The organism is Comamonas nitrativorans, assembly GCF_042654765.1.
GTDB classification, from domain to species: domain Bacteria; phylum Pseudomonadota; class Gammaproteobacteria; order Burkholderiales; family Burkholderiaceae_C; genus Comamonas; species Comamonas nitrativorans.
Window position 1 is genome coordinate 45331 of the sequence record NZ_JBHSEW010000008.1, and the last position, 15419, is coordinate 60749.

At 65.9% G+C, this 15419-nt stretch carries 16 protein-coding genes and 1 pseudogene; 4 read left to right on the plus strand and 13 right to left on the minus strand.

Translation table 11 applies throughout. The features are described from left to right. Positions 1 to 27: 27 nt before the first annotated feature. The 5 genes from kdsB to ACFO3A_RS10030 are packed head-to-tail and all read right to left on the minus strand — an operon-like array spanning position 28 to position 3166. Complete coding sequence (gene kdsB, locus ACFO3A_RS10010) at positions 28 to 795, minus strand: 3-deoxy-manno-octulosonate cytidylyltransferase (protein WP_377726027.1); 768 nt, start codon at positions 793 to 795, stop codon at positions 28 to 30. Next, positions 792 to 983 carry a Trm112 family protein gene (locus ACFO3A_RS10015; RefSeq protein ID WP_377726028.1) on the minus strand — a complete coding sequence of 64 codons (192 nt, stop codon included), beginning with the start codon at positions 981 to 983 and terminating at the stop codon, positions 792 to 794. The genes kdsB and ACFO3A_RS10015 overlap by 4 nt, the downstream gene beginning before the upstream one ends. A gap of 45 nt (positions 984 to 1028) precedes the next feature. Next, positions 1029 to 2057 (minus strand): tetraacyldisaccharide 4'-kinase, encoded by a 1029-nt coding sequence (gene lpxK / locus ACFO3A_RS10020; protein ID WP_377726029.1) that lies wholly within the window; start codon positions 2055 to 2057, stop codon positions 1029 to 1031. Between the two features lie 31 nt (positions 2058 to 2088). Continuing rightward, positions 2089 to 2511 (minus strand): ExbD/TolR family protein, encoded by a 423-nt coding sequence (locus tag ACFO3A_RS10025; RefSeq protein ID WP_377726219.1) that lies wholly within the window; start codon positions 2509 to 2511, stop codon positions 2089 to 2091. A gap of 31 nt (positions 2512 to 2542) precedes the next feature. Further along, entirely contained in the window at positions 2543 to 3166 is a 624-nt protein-coding gene (locus ACFO3A_RS10030) for a MotA/TolQ/ExbB proton channel family protein (protein ID WP_377726031.1), read from the minus strand. A gap of 274 nt (positions 3167 to 3440) precedes the next feature. Here ACFO3A_RS10030 and xseA point away from each other — a divergent pair, with 274 nt between their 5' ends. Further along, positions 3441 to 4748, plus strand: a complete 1308-nt coding sequence (gene xseA, locus ACFO3A_RS10035) for an exodeoxyribonuclease VII large subunit (protein WP_377726032.1) — start codon at positions 3441 to 3443, stop codon at positions 4746 to 4748. A gap of 175 nt (positions 4749 to 4923) precedes the next feature. Next, on the plus strand, positions 4924 to 5508 hold the full coding sequence (locus tag ACFO3A_RS10040; RefSeq protein WP_377726033.1) for a superoxide dismutase: 585 nt from the start codon (positions 4924 to 4926) through the stop codon (positions 5506 to 5508). Positions 5509 to 5578: 70 nt separating this feature from the next. On the opposite strand, the pseudogene ACFO3A_RS10045 reads toward ACFO3A_RS10040, so the two are convergent. The 6 genes and pseudogenes from ACFO3A_RS10045 to ACFO3A_RS10070 form a co-directional block, all read right to left on the minus strand. Beyond that, positions 5579 to 6034, minus strand: a pseudogene (locus ACFO3A_RS10045) (hemerythrin domain-containing protein); the annotation flags it as partial. Positions 6035 to 6129: 95 nt separating this feature from the next. Beyond that, positions 6130 to 7284, minus strand: a complete 1155-nt coding sequence (locus ACFO3A_RS10050) for a metallophosphoesterase (protein ID WP_377726035.1) — start codon at positions 7282 to 7284, stop codon at positions 6130 to 6132. 85 nt (positions 7285 to 7369) lie between these two features. Further along, entirely contained in the window at positions 7370 to 7885 is a 516-nt protein-coding gene (locus tag ACFO3A_RS10055) for a dihydrofolate reductase (protein WP_377726037.1), read from the minus strand. Between the two features lie 136 nt (positions 7886 to 8021). Then, on the minus strand, positions 8022 to 8852 hold the full coding sequence (locus ACFO3A_RS10060; protein ID WP_377726038.1) for a thymidylate synthase: 831 nt from the start codon (positions 8850 to 8852) through the stop codon (positions 8022 to 8024). Between the two features lie 10 nt (positions 8853 to 8862). Continuing rightward, entirely contained in the window at positions 8863 to 10287 is a 1425-nt protein-coding gene (locus ACFO3A_RS10065; RefSeq protein ID WP_377726039.1) for an FAD-binding oxidoreductase, read from the minus strand. A gap of 20 nt (positions 10288 to 10307) precedes the next feature. Beyond that, positions 10308 to 10712 carry a DUF2069 domain-containing protein gene (locus tag ACFO3A_RS10070; protein ID WP_377726040.1) on the minus strand — a complete coding sequence of 135 codons (405 nt, stop codon included), beginning with the start codon at positions 10710 to 10712 and terminating at the stop codon, positions 10308 to 10310. A 39-nt stretch (positions 10713 to 10751) separates the two neighbouring features. Between ACFO3A_RS10070 and ACFO3A_RS10075 the strand changes: the two genes are divergently transcribed. After that, positions 10752 to 12068 carry a YihY family inner membrane protein gene (locus ACFO3A_RS10075; protein WP_377726041.1) on the plus strand — a complete coding sequence of 439 codons (1317 nt, stop codon included), beginning with the start codon at positions 10752 to 10754 and terminating at the stop codon, positions 12066 to 12068. Here the strand turns inward: ACFO3A_RS10075 and ACFO3A_RS10080 are convergent. Beyond that, positions 12016 to 12864 carry an alpha/beta fold hydrolase gene (locus ACFO3A_RS10080; RefSeq protein WP_377726043.1) on the minus strand — a complete coding sequence of 283 codons (849 nt, stop codon included), beginning with the start codon at positions 12862 to 12864 and terminating at the stop codon, positions 12016 to 12018. The two genes, ACFO3A_RS10075 and ACFO3A_RS10080, sit on opposite strands and share 53 nt — an antisense overlap. Positions 12865 to 13000: 136 nt before the next feature. Between ACFO3A_RS10080 and ACFO3A_RS10085 the strand changes: the two genes are divergently transcribed. Beyond that, the gene (locus ACFO3A_RS10085; protein WP_377726044.1) at positions 13001 to 13453 is read left to right on the plus strand and encodes a CBS domain-containing protein; all 453 of its coding nucleotides are present in this window, start codon (positions 13001 to 13003) and stop codon (positions 13451 to 13453) included. A 13-nt stretch (positions 13454 to 13466) separates the two neighbouring features. On the opposite strand, the gene ACFO3A_RS10090 is transcribed toward ACFO3A_RS10085, so the two are convergent. Next, positions 13467 to 15419, minus strand: a 1953-nt coding sequence (locus tag ACFO3A_RS10090; RefSeq protein ID WP_377726046.1) for a sensor domain-containing diguanylate cyclase, incomplete at its 5' end; no start/stop codon positions are given.

Below are 15419 nucleotides of genomic sequence, written 5' to 3' on the forward strand. Positions count from 1 at the left end.
GTTTTACAAGCGCAAGAAGCTATGTTTTTATGAGTTTTGCCGTGCCCACACGGCCCGCACCCGGGCCAGGTCTTCCGGCGTATCGACGCCAGGCCCGGGGACGTGCGGCGTGGTGTGGACGGCAATGGCGTGACCATGCCACAGCGCCCGCAATTGTTCCAGAGCCTCGGCCTGCTCGGTCGGCGCGGGGGCCAGGGTGGGGAACTGGCGCAGGAAACCGGCCCGGTAGGCGTAGATGCCGATGTGGCGCAGCGGGGCAAAGGCGCTGGCACTGTCCCACCACTGCTCCCCGGCCCGGTCGCGGTGCCAGGGGATGGGGGCGCGGCTGAAGTAGTGGGCCAGACCCTGGGCGTTGCACACCACCTTCACCACGTTGGGGTTCCGGTATTCCTGCAGATCGGCCAGGGGGTGGGCGGCGGTGCCCATGCTGGCCTGGGGGCAGTCGGCCAGGGCCTGCGCCACGGCGTCGATGAGCTGCGGGTCGATCAGTGGTTCGTCGCCTTGCACGTTCACCACCATGGCGTCGCCGTCCAGGCCGAGCAGGGCGCAGGCCTGGGCCAGGCGGTCGCTGCCGCTGGGGTGGTCGGGGTCGGTGAGGATGGCGCGGATGCCGTGGGCCGCGCAGGCCTGCACGATGGCCGCGCTGTCGGCCGCAACCACCACCTGGGCGGCCCGGCTGCGCAGCGCCTGCTGGGCCACGCGCACCACCATGGGGGCGCCGCCAATGTCGGCAAGGGGTTTGTCTGGCAGGCGCGAGGAGGCCAGCCGTGCGGGGATCAGGACGTGAAAGCTCATGCTGCGGGCGCTTCCAGCTCCTCGTCGGTCAGGGCGCGGGCTTCGTTTTCCAGCAGGATGGGGATGCCGTCGCGCACCGGGTAGGCCAGGCGGGCGCTGCGCGAGAGCAGCTCCTGGCGGTCGCGGTCGTAGGAGAGCGGCCCTTTGGTGACGGGGCAGACGAGCAGTTCGAGAAGTTTGGCGTCCATGGCAGTTCCTGCAAAAAAATTCTGAATCCGAAGAAAGGGGCAATGTTAGTGGCCTGGAGCGGCCTGCTGCGGCTGGGCGGCAGCCAGCCGGGCATCGAGCAAGTCCCAGAATGCCGTAGGCAACTGCAATTGCAGCGGCACGGCCCAGGCCCGGGGGTGGGTGCGCCAGAGTTTGGCAGCGTCTTTTTCGGTGCAAATCAAGGGGGTTTCGTGGCCCAGCTTGCGCGTGAAGTGCCTGAAATCATCGTGATCGGGCAAGGCCTGGGTGGCCGCTGGCGTAATGCCTTGCGCGGCCAGCATGGCAAAAAACGCTGTGGGCCGGGCCACGGCGGCGATGGCTTCGACCTGCTGGCTGGCAAAGCGGGCCAGTTCCGCGCTTTCGCCCAGGCCGTTGTGGGCGGTGCTGGCCAGCTGGCGCTGCAACGCAAAGGCCGGGGTGTTGCCCGGGGGCTGCGGCGGCGTTCCGGTGTAGAGCGTGGCGGTGACGGGGCGCGGCCAGGGTTCGCGCAGCGGGCCGGCAGGCAGCAGCCAGCCGTTGCCGATGCCCTCGTCGTTGAAGACGCACAGTTCGATGTCCCGGGCCAGGGCCAGGTGTTGCAGGCCGTCGTCGCTGACGATGACGTTCACTTGCGGGTAGCGGGCACGCAGGGCGCGAACGGCGTCGATACGCCGGGCAGCAACAAAGACCGGTGCCCCGGTGGTGCGGGCCAGCAGGGCCGGTTCATCGCCGACGGCGTGTGCGGGGCTGTCCGGCAGCGCCTCGCGGCAATCGCGGCTGGTGCGGCCATAGCCACGCGAGACGATGCCCGGTTGCCAGCCCTGGCGCTGCAGGTGGGCGACGACGGCTTGCGTCACCGGGGTTTTGCCTGCACCGCCCGCAATGACGTTGCCGACGACGATCACCGGCACTCCGGCGCTTTGCTGACGGCGGCGCTGGCGCCGGGCGTTCCAGCCCTGCAGGCCGCGGTAGACCTGCGACAGTGGCCACAGCAGCCATGCCCCCGGTCCCCGGCGCAGCCACAGGGCGCGGATGCCACGGGGCGGGGCGGAAGGCGGAGGGGGCGGGAGGGTCATCGGGGCGGGGCCGACAGGGGCCACTTGCCGTTTATTGGCCGGCAGCGCTGGTCTGGGTGGCGAAGGTGATCTGCGACAGTCCGGCGCGGCGGGCGGCTTCCATGGCCGACACCACGGACTGGTGCGGCGCATTGGCGTCGGCGCTGATGATGACGATGCTGTCCTTGCCGGCCGGGGCGTGGCTGGTAAGGGCGGCGGCGATGCCATCGACGCTGCGGTCCTGCAGTTCGGCCTTGCCGATGGCGTAGCGGCCATCGGCGGCGATGCTGACGATGACCTCCTTGGGGCGGTCGCGCAGTTGTTCGGTATCGGCGCTGGGCAGGGTCAGCTCCAGCTCGGTGAATTTGCTGTAGGTGGTGGTCAGCATCAGGAAGATGAGGATCACCAGCAGCACGTCGATGAAGGGGATCAGGTTGATCTCCGGCTCCTCGGTGCGGCGCTTGCGAAAGTTCATGGCCATGGGGCGCTCTCCGGCAGGCGGTGGATCAGCGGCGCAGTTGCAGCAGGTGGTGCAGGAATTGCTCGCTGGCCAGCTCCAGTTGCAGCAAATAGCCGTCGACCCGGGCGCGGAAGTAGCGCCAGAAGATCAGTGCCGGAATGGCGACGATCAGACCAAAGGCGGTGTTGTACAGCGCGATCGAGATGCCGTGCGCCAGTTGCGCCGGATTGCCGCTGCCCACGGCGCCGCCGCCGGCCTGGGAACCGAAAATCTCGATCATGCCGATGACGGTGCCCAGCAGGCCCAGCAGCGGCGCAGCCGAGGCGATGGTGGCCAGGGCGCCCAGGTAGTGCTCCAGCTTGTGCGCGGCGGCGCGGCCGGCGGCTTCCATCTGGGCCCGCAGCTGTTCCTCGTCGCGGGTCTGGCCGAGGGCCTGCAGGCCGCTGGCCAGCACGGCGCCCAGGGCGCTGTTTTGTGCCAGTTGCTCGATCACCTGTGCGCTGGGCACGCCCTGGCGGGAGACGGAGATGGCTTCCTGCACCAGATTGTCGGGAGCAACCTTGCTGGTCTTGAGCGAAATAAAGCGCTCAACGATGAGCGTCAGGGCCAGGATGGAACATGCAATCAGCGGCCAGATGGGCCAGCCGGCGGCTTGGATGATGGTCAGCAACTTGTTTCTCTCCGCGCAGGGTGGGTGAAAATCAGCCTTTGATTATCACCTAGGGATGCTCTGCACGAATCATCGCGCCGTGGGTATCTGCGGCCTCGGACCGTCTGCGGCGTTGCAAATCCTCGCAATAGCACAGCTATTGCTGCGGTTTGTGCCTTGCAGCCCATCCCGATCCGCAGCACCCACTTGGCTGCGCGATTCGTGCAGAGCATCCCTAGGGATGCCTAGGTAATCCGGCCCAATCTGGGGCCGCGTCGCTTTGTTTGGTTTTCTTATGTTTGAATTTTCCGTTTCCGCTGCCCCTGCCGCCCCGGTCTGGGCCGTGGGCGCCTTGTGCCGCGCCATTGCCGATAGTTTGCAGGCGCGTTTCAACCCGGTGCGTGTACGTGGCGAAATCGCCGGTTTCTCCCGGGCGGCCAGCGGGCATTGTTATTTTTCGATCAAGGATGCCAGCGGGCAGCTGCGCTGCGCCATGTTCCGCCGGGCGGCGCAGGGGCTGGATTTTGCCCCGCGCGATGGCGATCTGGTCGAGCTGCAAGGGCAGTTGGGCGTCTACGAGCAGCGCGGCGACTTGCAGCTTATCGTCGAAAAACTGCAACGTGCGGGCCAGGGCAGCTGGATGGAGCAGTTCCTGCGCCTGAAGGAGCGCCTGCAGGCGCAGGGTCTGTTCGATGCGCAGCGCAAGCGCCCGCTGCCGGCCATGCCCCGGGGCATCGGCGTGGTCACCTCGCTGGGGGCAGCGGCGTTGCACGACGTGGTGACGGCCCTGCAACGGCGGGCGCCGCATGTGCCGGTGGTACTGGCGCCGGCGCTGGTGCAGGGTGAGCAGGCGCCGGCCTCGCTGGTCGCCGCCCTGCAGCAGTTGTACGCCTGGGCGCAGCAGCCGGGGGCATGGCCGCCGGTCGACGCCATCCTGCTGGTGCGCGGCGGCGGGGCGATGGAAGATCTGTGGGCGTTCAACGACGAAACCCTGGCCCACACCATCGTGCAAAGCCCGGTGCCGCTGATCAGCGGGGTCGGGCATGAAACCGACTTCACCATTGCCGACTTTTGTGCCGACCTGCGAGCACCCACGCCCACGGCGGCAGCCGAGCTGGTGGCCCCGGCGCGGGCAGATTGCCTGCGCCAGCTCCAGGCCTGGCAGGAGCGCATCGAACGCTTGCTTCAGCAGCGTCTGCAAGGCCAGCAGCAGTGGCTGGACAAGCTGGCGCTGCGCCTGGGCCAGCCGCGCCAGCTGGTGCAGGCCCAGCGCCTGCTGTGCCAGCGCCAGGGCCAGCAGGCGACGGCTACCATGCAATTGAAAATGAAGCACGCAGCGCTGAAGCAGCAAGCCCTGGAGGCCGATTTTTCGCAGAATTTCCAGCGCCAGTTGCAACAGCGCCGCCAGCACCTGGCCTTGCTGACGCAGCGGCTGGAACTGCTCAACCCCGAGCAGGTGCTGCAACGCGGCTTTGCCTGGCTGACCACGCCGCAGGGGCAGGTGGTGTCCTCGATTCGGTGTGCGCCGGTTGGAACTGCTTTGCAGGCGCAACTGGCCGATGGCCGTCTGGATTTGACCGTGGTGCCGCCCCGTCTGTTGTAATGGCAAGGCGATCTGGCGGAGGGCTGCCAGAAAATGCGCTTATCCCTACAATCAGTCCTGTGGCGGTTTTTTGCGCTGCATCAAACAAACGGCGTTTATGGTGTTTGTGCGATGCCAGGCCAAGGAAAAGCCCGGAATTTTCCCCCACAACATCCAACCATCAAGAGGAAACACCATGGAACATACCCTGCCCGCCTTGCCCTATGCCATCGATGCCCTGGCTCCCCACTACAGCCAGGAAACGCTGGAGTTCCACCACGGCAAACACCACAACGCTTATGTGGTGAACCTGAACAATCTGCAAAAGGGCACCGAGTTTGAAAGCATGGGCCTGGAGGAGATCGTGAAGAAATCCTCCGGCGGTATCTACAACAACGCCGCGCAGATCTGGAACCATACCTTCTTCTGGAACTGCATGAAGCCCAATGGCGGCGGCGCACCCACCGGCGCACTGCTGGATGCGATCAACGCCAAGTGGGGCAGCTTCGACAAGTTCAAGGAAGAGTTCACCAAATCCGCCGTGGGCAACTTCGGCTCGGGCTGGACGTGGCTGGTGAAAAAGGCCGACGGCAGCGTCGATATCGTCAACACCGGCCCTGCCGGCACGCCGCTAACCACCGCCGACAAGGCGCTGCTGACCGTGGACGTCTGGGAACATGCCTACTACATCGACTACCGCAACGCCCGTCCCAAGTTTGTCGAAGTGTTCCTGAACCACCTGGCCAACTGGGACTTTGCCCAGGCCAACTTCGCGGCCTGAGTCTTGGCGTAGGCCAAGCCGCCGTAGCATCCAGCCCGCTGGCCTGTGCCAGCGGGTTTTTTTTATGGACTTAATGCGTGGGCGCAAAGCGCTCGAACAGGATGTTGTTTTCCGTGTCGATGTGCGCCAGCAGGTCGTCGCGGAATTGACGCAGGCCCTGGTACAGGTTGCGCCAGGTGGTACAGGCGCCTTCCGGGGTGGTGATGTCGTGGGTTAGGGCGGCCAGGCGCTGCAGTTCGGCGCCGTGGTCCTCGTGCTCCATGCGCATGACGTTGATGGGCATGGCGGCCATGGCGCCCTGGCCGCGGGAGATCAGGGGGAATAGCACCATTTCTTCCTTGCGCATGTGCGCGTCCAGCTCTTGTGCCAGGCCTTGCAGGCAGTCGGCCAGGCCGTGCGGACAGTTGCCGCTGCTGGCGTGGACGGATTCGACTTTCTGTGCCAGGCGGATGAGTTCGGGCAGCTGTTCGCGGTGTATCGCGTGGTAGCGGGACAGGATGTGCTTGACCAGGTCCTGGTCGCTGGCGGCCTGGAGCTGTTCGGTGGTCAGTTCGGTGATGGTTTCGGGGCGCATGGAGTTCCTTCGAGATGCAGTACCGCGCCGTTGTACTGCATCTGTTTTCAGGAGGCCATGATCTGGGGCAGGAAACCTAGATTCAATGTGGATCTTTTACTCAGTCCCTTGTCCAGGGCTTGAACGCTTTGCGCCGGGCCGGTGGCCATGGGCATCTGCATGAAGTTCTGGGTGGCCTGCTGGCGGCCATCGTCGAACATCAGCACGCGCTCGGGCCAGCGCAGCGCCGCCAGTTTGAAGCACTGGGTGGTGCCGCCGTTCTTGCGGGCCTGGGCGCGGGCGCCGACCGAGTAGTCCACGCAGAATACGTTGCGCCGCTGGCCGTGCCAGGCAAAGGGGGCGATGTCGGCAAACAGCCCCTCCTGGGTGGCGTGGTGCGGTTCGATGCTGCGCCAGTAGTGGCCGACGATGACCGGGGTGGCCTCGGTGTAATGCTCCCACCATGCCTGGCGCTGCACGAAGCGCCATTTGTTGCCGGCAAAGAAGGGGGCGGTAGCCGGGTCTTCCAGCCCGCAGGTGAGTACCTTGAGGGGGTTGAAGCCGGATTTGTTGAGTTCGTTGTCGCAATGCGCCTGCAGGAAGGGCGGGCGGCGTTCACCGTCTTCCAGGTTGTGCGGCCAGTGCTGGCGCTCTTGGGCCATGCGTTCGGTGATGCGCTGCGCCTGGGCGGCTTCGGCGGCCTGGGCTTCCCATGCGTCATAGGCGGCACGCAGGCCGCCCAGGGGCTTTCGGCGGGCTTGCTCGACGGCGCCGACGCTCCAGGCGGCGTGGACGATGCGCAGGTCTTCGCGCTCCAGCGCCACGGGCAGGTCACGCAGAAAATGGACGATGGCGCTGCGCTCTGCCGGATCGTGCGGGCGGGCAAAGCCGGGGTATTTGCGCAGGTCGCTTTGCAGGCGGGCATCGAAGAACCAGCCCGAGCCGTCCTTGGGGTCGTTGCGCAGCAGGTTGATTTCGTGGTTGCCGGCAATGGCGACGGCCTTGCCGGTGCGCACCAGCTGGTGGACGATGCCGACGACGCCCGGGCTGTCGGGGCCGCGATCGACGAAGTCGCCCAGAAACACCAGGGTACGCCCCTGGGGGTGGTTGCCCCGGATGTCGTAGCCGAGGTGGCGCAGTAGTTGCAGCAGCGCTTCCTGTTCGCCGTGGATGTCACCAACGATATCCAGCGGCCCAGGGGGCAGAGGTTGTATCAGACTCATGGTGAGGGCCCCGAAAGGGTTAATGTTGCGGTGCAGCATACTCTTTTTTCGGCCCTTGTGGGGAATGAGGGATACGCAAAAGCGCCTAGGTGTTTTCGCTAGTTCCCAGCCCATTTCGGCGTTCGTAGCGCACAAAGCTCAGGGGCAGGCCCTGGGCGCTGGTGGTGTCGTGGCGCTGCACGGCCTGCCATTCCTGGCCCAGGGTGGGGGCGAAGGCATCGCCGTCAAAATCTTGGTGAATGTGGGTGACTTGCACCGCATCGGCCAGCGGCAGGGCCTGGGCGTAGATTTGCGCACCGCCGATGACCCAGACGGTGGCGCTGTGCCGGGCGCCTTCGGCCAGCGCTTCGGGCAGGCTGTGGGCGACGATGGCGCCTTCGGCCTGCCAGGCGGGGTTGCGGGTGACGACGATGTTGGTGCGCCCGGGCAGGGGGCGAAAGCGTGCAGGCAGGCTGTCCCAGGTGGCGCGGCCCATGACGACGGCGGCGCCTTGGGTCTGCTGGCGGAAATGCGCCAGGTCTTCGGGCAGGTGCCAGGGCATGGTGCCGTCCTTGCCAATCACTGCGTTGGCGGCTTGGGCGTAAATCAGGCAGATGGGCATGGCAGAAGAGGTTGTGTAATAAAAATAGCTGCTTGCGCTTTTTATAAAACGATTTCAGATGGTTTTCTATCTGAAATCGTTTGAATGCCGGCGGTAGCAGCTCTGTTTTATGAAGCGTCAGATCGTAAACACGTTCTCAGACAGCGACGGGCGCCTTGATCGGGCTGTGGTGCTGGTAGTCGCGCACTTCGAAGTCTTCCAGCGTGTAGTCGAACAGGCTGGCGGGGCGGCGCTGGATGTGCAGCGTGGGGTAGGGGTAGGGGGCGCGGGCCAGTTGGGTCTGCACCTGTTCCAGGTGGTTGTTGTAGAGGTGGCAGTCGCCGCCCGTCCAGATGAAGTCGCCCACCTGCAGGTCGCATTGCTGGGCCAGCATGTGGGTGAGCAGGGCGTAGCTGGCAATGTTGAAGGGCACGCCCAGGAAGATGTCGGCGCTGCGCTGGTAGAGCTGGCAGCTCAGTTTGCCGCCGGCCACGTAGAACTGGAACAGCGCGTGGCAGGGCATGAGGGCCATCTGGTCGAGTTCGGCCACGTTCCAGGCGCTGACCAGGATGCGGCGGCTGTCCGGGTTGGTTCTGAGGGTGTCGATCACCTGCTGAATCTGGTCGACATGCCCGCCGCCGGGCGTGGGCCAGCTGCGCCATTGCACGCCGTAGACGGGGCCGAGGCTGCCGTCCTCGGCGGCCCATTCGTCCCAGATGGTGCAGCCGCGCTCTTGCAGCCAGCGCACGTTGCTGTCGCCGCGCAGAAACCACAGCAGCTCCAGAATGATGCTTTTGAGGTGGACTTTCTTGGTCGTCACCAGCGGGAAGCCTTCGGACAGGTTAAAGCGCATCTGGTGGCCGAACACGCTTTTCGTGCCGGTGCCGGTGCGGTCGCCCTTGTCCGCGCCGTGAAAGTAGACGTGGCGCAGCAGGTCTTCGTACTGGTGGCGAACGGGGGCGGCCGTGGGGCGGGAAGTCGTCGTCATCGCGGTTCCCTTAATTTGTGGCCAGCACGCAGCCGGGGTTCATGAGGTTCTGCGGGTCGAGCGCCTGCTTGATGGCCCGCATCATGGTCAGCGCCACGGGGGATTCGTAGCGCTCCAGCTGGGCGGTTTTGAGCTGCCCCACGCCATGCTCGGCGGAGAACGAACCGCCGAATTGCGCCACGGCCTCGTACACCAGGGCATTGACGCGCGGCTCCTGCTCGCGCAGGAAGGCCTTGCCGTCGGCATCTGCGGGCGCCTGTACGTTGTAGTGCAGGTTGCCGTCGCCCAGGTGGCCGAAATTGACCAGCCGCACCCCGGCAATTTCGCGTTGCAGCAGCGCATCGGTGTGTTCCACGAAGGCCGGGATGCGCGAGGTGGGCAGGGAAATGTCGTGCTTGATGTTCAGCCCCTCCTGCGCCTGCGCCAGGGGGATGCTTTCGCGCACATGCCACAGGTCGTGCGCCTGGGTGAGGTTCTCGGCCACCACGGCGTCCAGCACGCAGCTGTCCTCGAAGGCCAGCTCCAGCAGGCTTTCAAAGCGCTGGCGGGCGTGTTCCTCGGATTCGCTGTCGCTGTTCTCCAGCAGCACGCAGTAGGGGGCGCCGTCCATGCCGGCAAACGGCACGCGCAGTTGCGGCATGTGCTTGACCACCAGGGACAGGGCGAACTGCCCCATCACCTCGAAGCCGGTCAGCCCGGCCGACAGATGCCGGTGCGCCAGGCCCAGCAGGCGTACGGCGGCCTCCATGCTGGGCACGGCGGCAAAGGCGGTCAGCCGCGCCACGGGCTGGGGGAAGAGCTTCATCGTCGCGGCGGTGATGATGCCCAGCGTGCCTTCGCTGCCGATGAACAGGTTGCGCAGGTCGTAGCCGGTGTTGTCCTTGCGCAGGCCGGTCAGGCCGTCCCAGATGTCGCCCTGGGGCGTGACCACTTCCAGCCCCAGGCACAGCTCGCGCGTATTGCCGTAGCGCACCACCTGGGTGCCGCCGGCGTTGGCCCCGAGGTTGCCGCCGATGGTGCAGGAGCCTTCGGCGGCCAGCGACAGCGGGAACAAAAAGCCCGCCTGCTGCGCTGCCTGTTGCAGGTTCTGCAGGATGCAGCCGGCTTCCACGGTGATGGTCAGGTTGTCGGCATCGACGGCGCGGATGGCCTGCATCCGTGTCAGGCTGACCACCACCTGGGTGCCGCTGGCGTCCGGCGTGGAGCCGACCGACAGGCCGGTATTGCCCCCCTGCGGGATGATGGCCGCGCCCGCCGCAGCGCAGGCCTTGACCACGGCGGCCACTTCCCGGGTGCTGGCGGGGCGCACCACGGCCAGGGCCTTGCCCTGCATCCGGCCGCGCCAGTCGCGTTCGTAGGCGGTCAGATCGCCGTTGGTCAAAACATGGGCGGGGCCTACGGCGCTGCGCAGGGCATCGAGGAGTGCGGTGGTCATGGGGCAGTCCAAATCATCAATCAGTGGGCAGTGGGTGCAGCCTGGGCGGCGGCCTTGGCCGCTTTCAGGCGCAAACGGATATGCAGGGTGCAGGCGGTAAACAGCAGCAGGCACAGCAGCACCTCGGCCCAGGCGTAGTAGCGGCTGGGGGCGGCGTCGCTGGTGGCCCGCACCAGCCCTTCGGTGCAATAGAGCCAGATCATCAGACTCAGCCACCGGTAGGTATACATGCGCCGCTTGAGCAATCCGGCCAGCGGCAGCACCAGCGGCAGGGCCTTGAGCGCCAGCAGCGAGCCGCCCGGGCGCAGCGGCGCCAGCCACAGCTCCCAGGCGACGCACAGCGCGATCAGGGCCAGCAGGCTGGCGACGGCGGCGGCCTGGGTCAGGCGGACGTGGCCAGGCAGGGTAGAGGCGGGGGATGTCATGGAGGGTGCATTAGCCATGGGGGTGGCATCATAGAGCCTATGGTTTTCTCTTTCTTGCGTCGCGCCGCATTGCCTACGGCGCCTACTGCCTCTGCCGCCGTTACCGGCGCCCCGGTCTTTTCCTGGCACAACACCCTGCGCACGCTGCGCCAGCGCTTTGCCAATGACCAGTTGGGCCTGACGGCCAGCAGCCTGACCTACACCACGCTGCTGGCCATCGTGCCGTTCTTTACCGTGCTGCTGTCGGTGTTCACCGCCTTCCCCAGCTTTGGCCGCCTGCAGGAGAACGTGCAGGGCTGGCTGGTGCAAAGCCTGATCCCCGAGGCGATTGCCGAGCAGCTCATGGGCTACATCCTGCAATTTGCCAGCAAGGCCAGCCAGTTGGGGGCCGTCGGTCTGGCCTTTCTGGTGGTCACCGTGGTGCAGTTGACGCTGACCATGGACAAGACGCTCAACCGCATCTGGCGCGTGCAGCGCCTGCGCCCGCTGGGCCAGCGGCTGCTGATCTATTGGGGCGTGCTGACCCTGGGGCCGCTGCTGCTGGGGATGAGCGTGGCCACCACGTCCTACGTCGTTTCGGCCTCGCGCGGGCTGGTGCAGGCGCTGCCGCAGGCGGTGCAGTGGGGCTTCAATTCGCTGGAGCTGGTGCTGATGGCTGCCGCCATGGCCGCGCTCTACCACTTTGTGCCCAATACCCCGGTGCGCTGGCGCCATGCCTGGGCGGGGGGGATTTTTGTCTCGCTGGGCCTGGCGCTGGCCCGCAAGCTGCTGGGGCTGTATCTGGCCACGGTGCCGACGTATTCGGCCATCTACGGCACCTTTGCCACGCTGCCGATTCTGCTGCTGTGGATTTACATCTGCTGGGTGATCTTCCTGCTGGGGGCGATCATTGCCGCGTACTGGCCCAGCCTGCGTTCGGGGGCCAGCCGGGCGCTGGATGGCCCGGGCAGCGATTTTGCCCTGGCGCTGGAGGTCTTGGCCGAGCTGGCCCCGCTGCGCGACGACCCGGCGCGGGGCTTGCCGGGCACGGCGCTGGCCAGGCGCCTGCACGTCGATCGTTTGCAGATCGAGCCGGCACTGACGGCGCTGACCGCCCTGCGCTGGGTCGGGGCCACGCCCGAGGCGGCGACTTCGTACCTGGAAGAAGGCGAGCCGCGTTACGTGCTGCTGGCCGACCCCGACACCACGGCACTGGCCCCCTTGCTGGAGGCGCTGCTGCTGCGCCAGGAAAATGCCAGCGCCGCATTGTGGGAGAGCAGCGGCTGGGGCCAGCGCACGCTGGCCCAGGTGCTGCCGCCGGGACTTAACCGGCCTTCGCACTCCGGGGCAGCCACTGGCCCAGCGCATCCAGCATAGGGCCGGGCGCGTCCACCATGGGCAGGTGCCCGCTGGCCATATGGGCGACGGTGGTGCCGGGGCGGCTGGCTGCGCTGGCGCTTCGGTCTTGGGCGGCGGCGATCAGGGGCTGCGCGGCGCTGGCCGGGGTCATGCGGTCATCGGCGCCGACGATGAACAGCGTGTTGGCCGTCACCTGCTGCATGGCCGCCAGGGCATTCTGGTAGGTGTCGCAGGCCTGTAGCCCGCTGACCAGCAAATTGGTGCCGGGGTTGCTGGCGAAAACCTTTTTACTCAGCGCCTGCCCGTCAAAGTCGGCAGGCGTGGCGCGGCTGCGGCTGTATTTGTCGATCAGGGCCATCGCTTGCGGCGGGTCGCTTTGCGCCAGCGCCAGCAGTGCCGGGGCCACGGCCATCGGGCTGGCCGTACCGACCAGTGCCAAATGGCCGATGCGCGGGCCTAGCTGCGCGGCCGCTTCCAGGGCGATCAGGCTGCCCCAGCTGTGGCCCATCAGGGCCGCCTGCGCCAGTCCCATGGCATCGAGCAGCGGGGGCAGCCAGGCCGCCGCCTCCTGCACGCTGCGCGGGGCCGGGCTGCTGCTCAGGCCGTGGCCCGGCAGGTCGATGGCGGCGATGTTCCAGCCCAGGGCATCCACGCCGGCGGCCACGGGCTGCCAGACGCTGTGGTCGCACAGGACGCCGTGGATGCACACCAGGGTGGGCCGCTGGGCTTGCCAGGGAGCCGTGCCGCGATCGACGTAGATGCGTGCGGTCGGTAAAGGGGATGAAATACCGGGAGAAGGAATGTCGAAATACATGTAGTCTTTGTCTATTTAGACGTTGCCAACAGGTATGGACGTCAAAACGTCATTCCTGTCGGGGAAGAGGATTGGGCTATTATTTCAAGCTTGTTATGCTTTTTAGTAGCAAAAATCTTTAAGGGAAGCCGTAATCATGAAAGTTAGCGATATCTTGCGCGTCAAGGGCGGCACGTTGTACGTGGTCAAGCCGGACGATAGCCTGGCCCAGGCCATGGCCACCATGGCCGAGAAGGACATGGGTTCCCTGGTGGTGGTCGAAGGCGGCGCCGTGGTGGGGATGCTCACCTTCCGCGAAGTCATCAAGGACGTGGTGAAAAACGGCGGCAGCGTTGGCCAGGTCACGGTGCGCGAGGCAATGGAGCCCAATCCTCTGCTGTGCAACATGGACACCGAGATGGACGCCGTGCGCCGCATGATGCTGGAGCGCCACGCCCGCTACATGCCGGTGATGGACGGCCACATGCTCATGGGCGTGGTCAGCTTCTACGACGTGGCCAAGGCCGTCGTGGAGGAACAGAATTTCGAGAACCAGTTGCTCAAGGCCTATATCCGTGACTGGCCCCAGGCGGAAGGCGCTGCCGGGTAAGCTGCCTGTCGGTTTATTGAAACAGGCACACCCGGTTGCGCCCCGTGGCCTTGGCTTCGTACAGGGCCTTGTCGGCCTGCGCCAGGGCCGTGCGGCTGTCTTTTCCGGCCAGGCCGACCACGCCGATGCTGATCGTGACCGGGATATGCCCCCCTGGCACCTGCGCTACGTTCGGGCCCACGGGCGTCGGGGTATCGGCAATCGTCTGGCGGATGCGTTCGGCCAGATGCACGGCCTCCTGCACCGTGGCATGGCGCACCAGCACGGAAAATTCTTCCCCGCCCAGGCGGCCAGGGTAGTCGCTGGCACGCAGGCTTTGGCGTATCAGCTGGGTCACGTGCTGAAGCACCAGGTCCCCCGCCGGATGGCCCCAGCGGTCATTGACCTGCTTGAAGTGGTCCACATCCAGTGCCAGCACGGCGCCGCTGCCCGTCGTCGAGGCCGAGGCGGCCAGATGCTGCTCCAGCATGGACAGGAAGCTGCGGCGATTGGGCAGGCCGGTCAGGACGTCGGTGCTGGCCAGCGTGGCCAGTTCCTGTTCCTTGAGCTTGCGCTCCGTCATGTCGTTCAGCAGCCATATCTGCCCCAGGGCTTCCCCCGCCCGAACGATCGGCAGCCAGCGCAGCCACAGGTGGCGACCCAGGGCGTCGTCGGTCACTTCCAAGCTCTGGCGTTGCTGTTGCTGGGGCAAGGTCAGCCAGGTGGCCCGCTGCGGGCTCAGGCACTGCAACAGGCGGTGGTGGTGGATGCCTTGCAGCTGTGCGGGGGAGGCGCTCAGGTTCAGCAACTGGCACAGTTCGGCGTTGGCCATGACCACATGGCCGCTGGCATCCTCCAGCAGCACCCCGTCCTGGAACAGATCCATCAGGGTGACCAGGCGCAGGTGCTGCACTTCCAGGCGGTGGCGTTGCTGAATCCGTTCCAGCGCCAGGCGCGTCATTTGCCAGGCCGCCAGCAGCAGCAAGATGGTGGCGACGGTGTTCTGGAGCTGGCTCAAGCGCAAATTGCGCTGCAGCGGTGCCATGACCTTGTCGCGCCCCAGGCCGAGACTGAGCACCAGCGGAAAGCCGGGAATGCGCTGCCAGGCGTAATAGCGCGTGATGCCATCGACGGCAGCACGGGCTTCGTAGTTGCCCGATGACTGATCGGGAAAGCGCAGGAAATCCCGTTCCCCGGGCACCCTTTGGCCCATCGCCTGCACCAGATGGTGGCTGCGCGTGAGGTAGTACCCGGCATCGTCAAGCAGCGTGACCACGTCCTGCGGGTCCGTGAAGACTTGCTGAAACGCCTCGGACAAATGCTCTACGGAGACGGCGACGGCCACCACATAGGCCAGGGTGCCGGTGTCATTCAGGATGGGGCGGGAAAGTTCCAGCGTCCACTGCCCGGAGGCAGCGGACTGTTCCGGGCGACTGATGTGCAGGCGCGGCGCCGGGGCTGCGGCCTTATGGGCCTGGAAAAAATCCCGCCGGGCCACGGATTGCGGCGCTTGCCCTGGTGGCTGCTGGCTGGAGAAGACCACCTGGCCATGGGCATCGGCAATCAGTACCTCCAGGATGGCCCCTTGGGGAAAACTCTCCAGAGCGATGGCCATGACATGGCGCAGTTCTGCGGGGTTGCGGCTGCGCCAGTGCTCGCCCAGGTGCTGGACGACGAAGTTGAGCTTGCGAAACATGCTTTCGGACTGGTAGGCCAGTGCCTGCGCCGTTTGGCTGGCCCGCAGGCGAGCCTGCTCCTGCGTATCGGCTATCGCGTGTTGGTGAGAGACGTACAGCTGCCACCAGTACACCCCGATCAGTATCAGCAGTGCAACCCACACTCCGATAAAGAGTCGATTGGTCGATTGGTCGATTGGTCGATTGGTCGATTGGTCGATTGGTCGATTGGTCGATTGGTCGATTGGTCGATTGGTCGATTGGTCGATTGGTCGATTGGTCGATTGGTCGATTGGTCGATTGGTCGATTG

Coding starts and splice junctions, on each gene's coding strand:
- kdsB (WP_377726027.1), bottom strand. CDS start 795: ATGAGCTTTCACGTCCTGATCCCCGCACGGCTGGCCTCCTCGCGCCTG.
- ACFO3A_RS10015 (WP_377726028.1), bottom strand. CDS start 983: ATGGACGCCAAACTTCTCGAACTGCTCGTCTGCCCCGTCACCAAAGGG.
- lpxK (WP_377726029.1), bottom strand. CDS start 2,057: ATGACCCTCCCGCCCCCTCCGCCTTCCGCCCCGCCCCGTGGCATCCGC.
- ACFO3A_RS10025 (WP_377726219.1), bottom strand. CDS start 2,511: ATGAACTTTCGCAAGCGCCGCACCGAGGAGCCGGAGATCAACCTGATC.
- xseA (WP_377726032.1), top strand. CDS start 3,441: ATGTTTGAATTTTCCGTTTCCGCTGCCCCTGCCGCCCCGGTCTGGGCC.
- ACFO3A_RS10040 (WP_377726033.1), top strand. CDS start 4,924: ATGGAACATACCCTGCCCGCCTTGCCCTATGCCATCGATGCCCTGGCT.
- ACFO3A_RS10050 (WP_377726035.1), bottom strand. CDS start 7,284: ATGAGTCTGATACAACCTCTGCCCCCTGGGCCGCTGGATATCGTTGGT.
- ACFO3A_RS10055 (WP_377726037.1), bottom strand. CDS start 7,885: ATGCCCATCTGCCTGATTTACGCCCAAGCCGCCAACGCAGTGATTGGC.
- ACFO3A_RS10060 (WP_377726038.1), bottom strand. CDS start 8,852: ATGACGACGACTTCCCGCCCCACGGCCGCCCCCGTTCGCCACCAGTAC.
- ACFO3A_RS10065 (WP_377726039.1), bottom strand. CDS start 10,287: ATGACCACCGCACTCCTCGATGCCCTGCGCAGCGCCGTAGGCCCCGCC.
- ACFO3A_RS10070 (WP_377726040.1), bottom strand. CDS start 10,712: ATGACATCCCCCGCCTCTACCCTGCCTGGCCACGTCCGCCTGACCCAG.
- ACFO3A_RS10075 (WP_377726041.1), top strand. CDS start 10,752: ATGGTTTTCTCTTTCTTGCGTCGCGCCGCATTGCCTACGGCGCCTACT.
- ACFO3A_RS10080 (WP_377726043.1), bottom strand. CDS start 12,864: ATGTATTTCGACATTCCTTCTCCCGGTATTTCATCCCCTTTACCGACC.
- ACFO3A_RS10085 (WP_377726044.1), top strand. CDS start 13,001: ATGAAAGTTAGCGATATCTTGCGCGTCAAGGGCGGCACGTTGTACGTG.